General features: G+C 62.5%; 8 protein-coding genes. All 8 read right to left on the reverse strand.

Annotated features, from left to right (window positions below; genetic code table 11):
- The coding region (locus QM470_RS21290; RefSeq protein ID WP_283340660.1) for a retention module-containing protein at positions 1 to 867 on the reverse strand (867 nt) is incomplete at its 3' end.
- Positions 868 to 1,175: 308 nt separating this feature from the next.
- On the reverse strand, positions 1,176 to 1,814 hold the full coding sequence (locus QM470_RS21295; protein ID WP_283340661.1) for a response regulator transcription factor: 639 nt from the start codon (positions 1,812 to 1,814) through the stop codon (positions 1,176 to 1,178).
- 38 nt (positions 1,815 to 1,852) lie between these two features.
- Entirely contained in the window at positions 1,853 to 3,241 is a 1,389-nt protein-coding gene (locus QM470_RS21300; protein WP_283340662.1) for an HlyD family type I secretion periplasmic adaptor subunit, read from the reverse strand.
- Entirely contained in the window at positions 3,238 to 5,379 is a 2,142-nt protein-coding gene (locus QM470_RS21305) for a type I secretion system permease/ATPase (RefSeq protein WP_283340666.1), read from the reverse strand. The genes QM470_RS21300 and QM470_RS21305 overlap by 4 nt, the downstream gene beginning before the upstream one ends.
- Before the next feature lie 175 nt (positions 5,380 to 5,554).
- A complete protein-coding gene (locus QM470_RS21310; protein ID WP_115594621.1) occupies positions 5,555 to 5,797 on the reverse strand; it encodes a hypothetical protein in 243 nt (80 codons plus the stop codon).
- Positions 5,798 to 5,855: 58 nt separating this feature from the next.
- Positions 5,856 to 7,328 (reverse strand): TolC family outer membrane protein, encoded by a 1,473-nt coding sequence (locus QM470_RS21315; protein ID WP_283340663.1) that lies wholly within the window; start codon positions 7,326 to 7,328, stop codon positions 5,856 to 5,858.
- A 686-nt stretch (positions 7,329 to 8,014) separates the two neighbouring features.
- Complete coding sequence (locus tag QM470_RS21320; RefSeq protein WP_283340664.1) at positions 8,015 to 8,947, reverse strand: electron transfer flavoprotein subunit alpha/FixB family protein; 933 nt, start codon at positions 8,945 to 8,947, stop codon at positions 8,015 to 8,017.
- Between the two features lie 27 nt (positions 8,948 to 8,974).
- Positions 8,975 to 9,377, reverse strand: a 403-nt coding sequence (locus QM470_RS21325; protein WP_283340665.1) for an electron transfer flavoprotein subunit beta/FixA family protein, incomplete at its 5' end; no start/stop codon positions are given.

Genomic DNA, 9,377 nt, shown 5'->3' on the forward strand with positions numbered 1-9,377 from the left:
TGTCACGCTCTCCGTCGAGGTCAGCGTCACCTTCGTGGCGTCGGCATCGTCCACCACATCCGTGCTGGTTGGGCTGCCGGTGTCCACGCTGGTGTAACCGCCGCCCGTTGTGCTGCCCACCTCGAACGTCAAGGTTTCCGTACCCTGCCGGTGCTCGTCATCAGGACGGGTGGGGATCTCCACGCTCCCGGTGGTTGCCCCCACAGGAATGATGATGGTTTGGCCGGTAGTGAGTGTGATGACCAGGTCAGAGCCCACGGGCGGGTTGTTGACCGTGGCAGTCACCACAATCAGGTTGCCTTCAATCACCTGCGCCGCTGCGCTCAAGGTGATCTGCCCGGCATAGGTGGCAGGTTCAGTGGGCGTCGTTGTATCCGCAACGACTGCCTGTACCACTGCCGCACCGCTGGTGCGGTCCTGCACCTCTTCCGAAGTGCCGCGGGGGTAGGCCAATGCCAACGGCGATGTAACTTCCACCACACTGGACAGGCGTGTGAAACTGCTGCCAGCACCACCACCACCCGCCAGTACTGCGGCGGTGGGTTCCAGGTCTGCCAACGGATCCTGCCCCTGGTTGATGGCCGCAATCAGACCATCAACCTGCGCATCAGCGGCAGCAGGCACGGCTGCTTCGGCCGCGGGAACATCCTCGAACACATCCTTGTTCAAGGCCACGTTCTGGTTCTCCCCCACAGTCATGGGCGGCTGGCCATCGGCTTGCAGCTGGACCGTGCTGCCGGAAGCGGTCACGAGCTGTGCATCCACCGGAATGCGCATGCCTGTGCGCAAGGGGGTAAGGTTGCCATCCGCATCGCGGATCCATGCTTGGCCAGTCAGCTGCGTAACGAGAACGGTGGTGGTTGCCATGATTTGTCTCTCTGAGTGAATGCGTGATAAGCCCTGTGCCTATGACCTTCATGAGGCATCTGGGAGGCATGGTAGGAAGCCACCTGCTTCGCTGCTATTGGCGGCGCCGCCATCGATTGGCTGCGCCGCCAAACGGTCGTTCTGAACGGATTCGATGCAGTCCATGAACGCAAAAGGCCTGCCGAAACGGCAGGCCTTTTGCTTCTGGGCGCAGGTGTCCCTGCGCCCTTCAGAACATCAAATTACATAGCAACCCATACTTATTGCATCTGCATTTTCTGCATTCTTACCGCACTCACATGCACGGCTCACGCAGGCGTTTTCTTGCCAATGCCGTGCACTTTCAGGGCCAGCATCAGGCGGTCGCTCACCTGCAGCTTTTCAAAAATGGCCGACAAGTGGGCACGCACGGTCCGCTCGCTGATGGACAAACGGTCGGCAATTTCCGCATTGCTGTCCCCCATGGCCGCAAAACGTGCCACTTCCTGTTCGCGCTGGGACAGTGCATCGGCCCACTGCACCCCGGGTTCAGGCAGACGGGTGCCCACATCCTGCAGCAAGCGCTGCAGCAAGGACCGGCCCAGCCAGATATTGCCGGTGGCAATGCTCTGCAAGATGCTGCCCAGCGTTGCCGGGGTGGAATAGGCATGTGCATAGCCGCTGGCACCGGCCGCCAGCACCTGCCGGCCCACGTCATCGCTGGGGCGGCTGCTCAGCACCAGCAGCTTCACCTCGCCCAGCAGGCTGCTCCAGCGCGCATCGCTCCATTGCGGCAGCTGCGGCAGGCTTACATCCAGAATGGCCAGATGCCGGCCTTGCTGTTTCCAGCGCTCCAGATCCGCCAAGCTGGTGCCGCGTGCGGGCAGCCACTGCGGGCCTGCCACCTGCTGCCAGTGCTGCCATAGCGCAGCATCTTGTGTAAGCATCAAAACGGGCAGTGCATACATTCCAATTCCCCCCAGATCATTTCTTCGTTTTAGGTGAGCTAGCGTTCGGTCAAGGCATTCGACTTGGCACGCAGGATGGGCTTGAGCAGGTACTGCATCAGCGTGCGCTGGCCGGTGAGGATGTGCACCTCGGCCTGCATGCCGGGGATGATGGGGCGCGAATCGTCGCCCACATGGGCGCGCTCGGTGCGCACCTTGCCGATGTAGAAGGAGTTGCCCTTCTCGTCGGTGATGGTGTTGGCACCGATCTGCTCCACCAGACCGCTCAAGCCACCGTAGATGGCAAAGTCGTAGGCAGTGAACTTGACTTCGGCCTTTTGTCCGAAGTGCAGGAAGCCAATATCACGCGGGTTGATCTGCACCTCCAGCAGCAAGGTGTCATCCGTAGGCACGATGTCCAGGATGTCCTTGCCAGGCTGCACCACACCGCCCACGGTATTGGCCATCAACGTGTTGACTGTGCCGCGCACGGGGGAGCGAACCTCGGCCAGCTTCACACGATCTTGCAGCGCCAGTTGGCCCTGCTCCAGGGAGCTGAGCTTGGCGCGGGCGTCCGACAGCTCCACACGTGCCTGGTTGCGCACATTGAGCTCGGCTTCTTGAATCTTCTTCTCCGCTTCCTGGATGGCGGCACGGATGCGGTCGCTTTGGGCGCCGGCCGCCTTGGCCTCACCGCAGAAGCGAGCCACGTCACGCTGCAGGCGCAACAGGTCCACTTCCGACACGGCACCGCTCTTGAGCAGCGGCTTGGTCACCGCCAGTTCTTCCGACGTCAGTCTGCAGCTGGACGATGCCTGGTCCCGGTTGGCCAGGGTTTCACGCAGCTCCTGCTGGCGTTGGCGCAGCTGGTCGCGGGCGATGTTGATGGTGGTGTTGAATTCCTGCGTGCGGCTTTCCCAGACCCGGCGCTCCATTTCCGCCAGCTTGGGAGCCGCCGTCATGACCTCTTCCGGCATCTGCATCACCTCGCCCGAAGCCAGGGCTTCCAGGCGGGCGGCTTTGGCTTTCAGCGACAGCACTTCGGCCTTGTTCTCACCCAACGAAGCGCTGTAGCGCGTGGGGTCGATGCGCAGCAGCACCTGGCCTTCTTCCACATGCTGGCCGGGGCGGACCAGAATTTCTTCCACCACCCCGCCGTCCAGGCTTTGCACCACCTGCACCTGGCGCGAAGGAACCACCTTGCCCTGGCCGCGCACCACTTCGTCGATATGCCCCAGGCAGGCCCAGACCAACAGAACCAGCACCACCACCAGCGATGCCCAGACCAGCAGGCGCGAGCCCTTGGCTTGCTGCTGGCCGGTGGCCCATTGCGCATCGGCCGCAAAATCGGCCGCGTTGTGCTGGCTGACAGCTTCGCTGCCATCCATCAGCCATTGAATGCCGCGGCGCAGACGGCTTGCGATCTTGTCTTTGATATTCACAGTCATGCCCGCCCTGCCACGCTTCCGATACGACCTTGCTTGAGGGCCTGAACCACCTGGTCCTTGGGACCATCGGCCACAATCTTTCCGCCATCCACCACGATCAGGCGGTCCACCAGTTCCAGCAATGCGGTGCGGTGTGTCACCAGCAGCATGCTCTTGCCCTTGCCGGCCTCCATCAGGCGGCGGCGCAACATGGCTTCGCTCTGGTTGTCCAGGTTGCTGCTGGGTTCGTCCAGCAACAGCACTGCCGGGTCATGGATCATGGCGCGCGCCACCGCAATGGATTGGCGCTGGCCGCCCGACAAGGACTCGCCACGCTCACCAATGGGCATGTCATAGCCATCGGGGTGCTGGTCGGCAAATTCGTTCACGCCGGCCAGGTGGGCGGCGCGCAGCATGTCGTCCTCGCTGGCAAACGGCGCACCGATCAGCAGGTTGTGCTTGAGGCTGCCGTAGAACAGCATGGGGTCCTGGGGCACGTGACCGATGGCACGGCGCAGGTCGCTCGGGTCGATCTGGCGCACATCCACCCCGTCCACCAGCACCGCACCTTCGGTCGGCTGGTACAGACCCAGCACCAGCTTTTCCAGGGTGCTCTTGCCCGATCCAATGCGGCCGATGATGCCCACACGCTCACCGGCCGCCAGCTTCAGCGACAGATTGCTCAGCACCGGCTGCTTGCTGCCGGGATAGGAGAAGCTGACGTTGCGGAACTCGATTGCCCCCTGCAGGTTGGGGCGGCTGACATATTCCTTGTCCTGCGAACGCTCCACCGGCATCTTCATGTAGTTGTCGATGGAGTTCAGCGAGGTGCGCGCGTTCTGGTACTGCATCATCAGCCCCGCCACCTGTCCCAGCGGTGCCAGGCAGCGCCCTGCAATCATGGAGGCCGCGATGATGCCGCCCATGGAAAGCGACGCATCCTGCACCAGATAGACACCGATCACCACCACCGCCACGGACACCATCTGCTGCATGGTCTGCACAAAGTTCACCGTGGCCGAGGAGATCAGCTTGATCTTGCCGCCCATGTAGGCCAGATATTCGGTGGAGCTCTCCCACAGGCGCTGCACGCTGCCCTGGGCGTTCAGGGTCTTGACGGCTTCCAGATTGGTCAGCGACTCCACCAGCACCGCATTGCGCTGCGAAGCTGCCTGGAAGGTCTTGATGGTCATGGCTTCCATGCGTGCCTGGGCGGCAAACGACACGGCCAGCACGGCGGCAATCGCCACCACCGGCGGAATCAGCATCCACGGCGAGATCCAGGCCAGCACGGCCAGGAACAGAAGCACAAACGGCAGATCGACCAGCGTGGTCAGGCTGGCCGAGGCAATGAAGTCGCGCACCGATTCAAACGAGCGCAGGTTCGATGCGAACGAGCCCACCGAAGCAGGCCGCGCCTCCATGCGCAGGTCCAGCACCCGCTCCATGATCTGGGCGGAAAGCTTCACGTCCACACGCTTGCTGGCGGTATCCACCACATAGGAACGCAAGGTGCTCAGCGCAAAGTTGAACAGCAGCACCAGGCCGATGCCGATTGCCAGCACCCACATGGTTTCGAACGCACTGTTGGGCACGACCCGGTCGTACACATTCATGGAGAACATGGGCATGGCCAATGCGAACACATTGATCAGCACCGCGGCCACCAATGCATCGCGGTACAGGCGCCAGTTCTCCCAGATCACGGCCCAGAACCAGTGGCTGCTGCGCGCCTCCGTTCCGGCCTGGATGGAACGCTTTTCCAGCCGGAACTGCGGGCGCACAAAGCACATCACGCCGGCGTACTGGGCTTGCAAAACCTCCCGCTCCACCAGCACCGCACCTTCAGACTCCGGGTACTGCACCAGCAACCGCCCATCGGCCTGCACCTGCAGCAGCAGGGCCGCGCGGTCCCCCTTCAGCAACACGATGGCCGGCAGCAGCTCCGCCGGCAGATGGTCCAGGTGGCGGCGCACCACACGTGCCGTGCAGTGGGCGCGCTGGGCTGCCCGCGCCAGCAGCGAGGGTGTCAGGCGCTGGTTCACCAGGGGCAGACCGCTGCTCAATGCCTGGGCCGTCAGCGGGTTGCCGTGGATGCGTGTGATTTCGACCAGGCAGGCCAGCAAGGGATCGTCATGCACCGTATGGGGTGCCGGCATGCCCTGGAGCGTCACCGAGGGGCCCGGTGATCGCACCGCATCGGCATCCATTTTTCCGGCTGCGGCCAGCACGGCCTGGGCTTCGGATTGCGCTGCGGATTGGGTGTGTGCATCCGGTTGCGGACGCACGGCCTCGGAGGCCACGGTATCTTTTTCTTGAAGCGACATGGATATCTCAGATCAACTCATCGTCGTCATTGATCAGGCTGTGCGTATCGCGCATGCGCTGACGGGCGGCCTTGCGGCGTTCCAATTTTTCCAGGGCCTGGGGTGGTAGATCGGTCAGGCGCAGAGTCCCGTTGCGCAGCAATGCATCAATCAAGTCTTCCAGCACGCGGATGAAACCGTCGTCCAGATCGCTCATCGCCTGCTTGCCACGTCCTGCAGAATCTTCCGGTGGCTGGTGTGGATGGTCCATGTCTCTTACAGGGACCGGCATCACGCCGGTCCCGCTTCGTTGCAAAGATTGCCCCGTACTACTTGGTTTTCAGCACAGGGGGCTTATCCCCGTCACCATACGCTACGACAGGAGCCAGATTGGTAGTGTCGGGCAACGGCGTCATGCAAGCTTGCAGTAGATCATCCGGCAGCACCAGGGACTGCTGCTCTTCCGGCAGATCCCCTGCATGCGGCTGTGCCAGACCCAGCGTGGTCAGCAGCTTGTTCGACAGTGCCAGCCACTGGTACTCCTGCTTCTTCAGGTCGTACTGTGCATTGAGCAGCGAACGGCGTGCATCGAACAGCTCGTTTTCGGTGTCCAGCAAGTCCAGCAGCGAGCGCTGGCCAATCTGGAACTGCTGCTGGTAGGCCACCTTCACCTTGCTGGTGGACAGCTCGTGCTCGCGCAGGAAAGGCAGTTGCTGGCGCAGACGCACGATGTTGTTCCACGACACCGACAGCTCCTGCTGGATGTTGCGGCAGGTGTAGTCCGCCACATCGCGCGCCGCATAGCCTTGGGCAATCGTCTGGCGCACGCGTGCCTCATCGGCACCGCCACGGTACAGGTTGTAGGTCAACAGCACCTGCACATTGGCGGTCTGCATGTCGCGGTAGATACCTTCAGGCTGGGTGCGGTCGCGGCCCACGCCAGCGCGCAGTTCCACCAGCGGAGCGCGCGAGCCCTTGGCCGATTTTTCACCCGCCTGGGCGGCCTGCACCAGCGCCTGCTTGGACAGCAGACTGGGGTTGCCGCGCAGCGAGTCGGCGAAATTCTGCGTCGTACCGGCGTTCGGCAGCTGTGCGGTGATATCCGGCACCGGGTCCAGATCTGCAACCGGATACTCACCTATCACGCGGCGGTAGCGCTGTGTCACGTCGTTGAGGTTGTTGCTCTCGGTCATCAGATTGGTCTGCGCCAATGCCAGACGGCCGTTGGCCTGCTCCAGGTCGACGCCGCGGCCCACACCGGACTGCTGGCGTTCGCGCAACTGGCTCAGCGTGCCTTCGTGCATGCTGTAGTTCTCGCGGGCCATGCTGCGCATTTCGCGGTAGCGCTGCACGTCCAGATAGGCGGCCACAGCCTCGTTGGCCAGGTTGTTGCTGGTCGCCATCAGCTCGTAATAGCCCGACAGCTTTTCATAGCCCCATTGGCGGATGTTGTTGGTGGTGATACCGCCGTCAAAAATCAGCTGGCGCAGATCCAGGTTCCAGCCCGGACGGTTCCAGTTGTAGTTGGCCTGGCCAGGCATGTGGCTGCGCCACTCCTTGCCGACCCAGCCCTGGGCCGTCACCTGGGGACGCCAGCCGCCACGGGCGATGTTCTGACCTTCCAGCGAAGAAACAAAATCCTGATAGCGCGCGCGCACCTCGGGGTGCGTGGTCACGGCTTTTTCCACGGCTTTTGGCAATTGCAGCACATTGCTGTTGCTGGCAGTTTGCGCCGCTGCACCCCAGGCCAGCGTGGCTGCGCCCATGGTGATGATGAGTTGTGCGATGGGTTTACGTTGCATATTCAAATCTCCTCGTGTTGCTGTACTCACGCCCTCTCCTGCGTGATGGCTAGTCCTGTGGGCACTAGCACCTCCCGGAACGAGACACTGCGCTCTGGGCGCAAACAGAATCAGTCTCTGGATGGCGTTTGCTGAAAGCGGTCTGATGCCGCACGCTACACCCCTGACGACCGTCTGATGAAGCCGGGCCTATTGCCCGTGCACACGACCGCCTTGCGGCAGCCAATGCGATGACGGCAAGCTCTGAGCTCACCGCTGTCGCCCGCGCATGTCTTGCATGCATAAGTGACACAACCATGGTGGGAGGTTCCCCCTCGGCAAGGCGGAGCTACCGGTTTCCGGCCGGTATTCTTGAAGCATGACCTTGCGTCCTGACGGACCGTCTTCCATTTATGCGAATGGAAAATCGCAGCGAAATTGATCGGTCCTGAAAAAATTATAGTAATCACCTATTACAAAGGAAACAAGATTTACACAGATTGACAATCAATAAAAGGGACTTTCCGACGAAAGCGCATGCACACTTCGACTGTCGGCTTTTGGCTGACATAGCGCATAACCAGCGATGCTAGCTTGCGCCAGCACAGAGTTCTCCGCTTATGCGCCAAAACAACATGGCGCCGGGATTCCCGGCACAAAAAAAGGAGCCTGAAGGCTCCTTTTTTTGTGGGCGAACTCAGCGCTGCTTACAGCGTGGACACCATCTCCGGCACAGCCTGGAACAGGTCGGCTTCCAGACCGTAGTCGGCCACTGAGAAGATCGGTGCTTCCGGGTCCTTGTTGATCGCCACGATCACCTTGGAGTCCTTCATGCCCGCCAAGTGCTGGATCGCGCCCGAGATACCGGCAGCGATGTACAGCTGCGGCGCCACGATCTTGCCGGTCTGACCGACCTGCAGGTCGTTGGGGGCGTAGCCCGCGTCCACTGCGGCGCGCGAAGCGCCGATGGCCGCGCCCAGCTTGTCTGCCAGCGGGGTCATCACTTCGTTGAACTTCTCGGCCGAGCCCAGGGCGCGACCACCGGAGACGATGATCTTGGCAGCCGTCAGTTCGGGGCGGTCGTTCTTGGTCACTTCACGGCCCACGAAGCTGCTCTTGCCCGAGTCCGCCACAGCGGCCACAGTTTCCACAGCCGCAGCGCCGCCAGTGGCAGCCGCTGCATCAAAGCCGGTACCGCGCACGGTGATCACCTTCACGGCGTCAACCGACTGCACGGTGGCCACGGCGTTACCGGCGTAGATGGGGCGCTCGAAGGTGTCGGCGCTGTCCACCTTGGTGATGTCGCTGATCTGGCCCACGTCCAGCTTGGCGGCCACGCGGGGGGCCACGTTCTTGCCCGAGGCGGTGGCCGGGAACAGGATGTGGCTGTAGTTGCCGGCAATCGCCAGCACCTGGGCAGCCAGGTTTTCGGCCAGGCCGTCCTTCAGGCTGGCGCCGTCGGCATGGATCACCTTGGACACGCCGGCGATCTGGGCCGCGGCAGCAGCGGCGGCGCCAGCGTTGTCACCGGCCACCAGCACGTGCACATCGCCGCCGCAGGCCTTGGCGGCCGTCACGGTGTTCAGCGTTGCGCCCTTGATCGAAGCGTTGTCGTGTTCTGCAATAACGAGTGCGGTCATTTCTATGATCTCCTTGTGCTGCCTGTCTTAGATGACCTTGGCTTCGTTCTTGAGCTTGTCCACCAGAGCGGCCACGTCCGGCACCTTCACGCCGGCACCGCGCTTGGCAGGCTCGGCCACCTTCAGCGTCTTGATGCGGGGTGCCACGTCCACGCCCAGCTCTTCGGGCTTGACGGTGTCCAGCTGCTTTTTCTTGGCCTTCATGATGTTGGGCAGCGTCACGTAGCGCGGCTCGTTCAGGCGCAGGTCGGTGGTGATGATGGCCGGGGTGGACAGGGCCACGGTTTCCAGGCCGCCGTCCACTTCACGCGTGACGTTGACCTTGTCGCCAGCGACTTCGACCTTGGAGGCGAAGGTCGCCTGGGGCAGGTCGGCCAGGGCCGCCAGCATCTGGCCGGTCTGGTTGTTGTCGCCGTCAATGGCCTGCTTG

Origin of the sequence: Comamonas sp. 17RB (genome assembly GCF_030056555.1) — a bacterium.
In the GTDB taxonomy this organism is placed as follows: domain Bacteria; phylum Pseudomonadota; class Gammaproteobacteria; order Burkholderiales; family Burkholderiaceae_C; genus Comamonas; species Comamonas terrigena.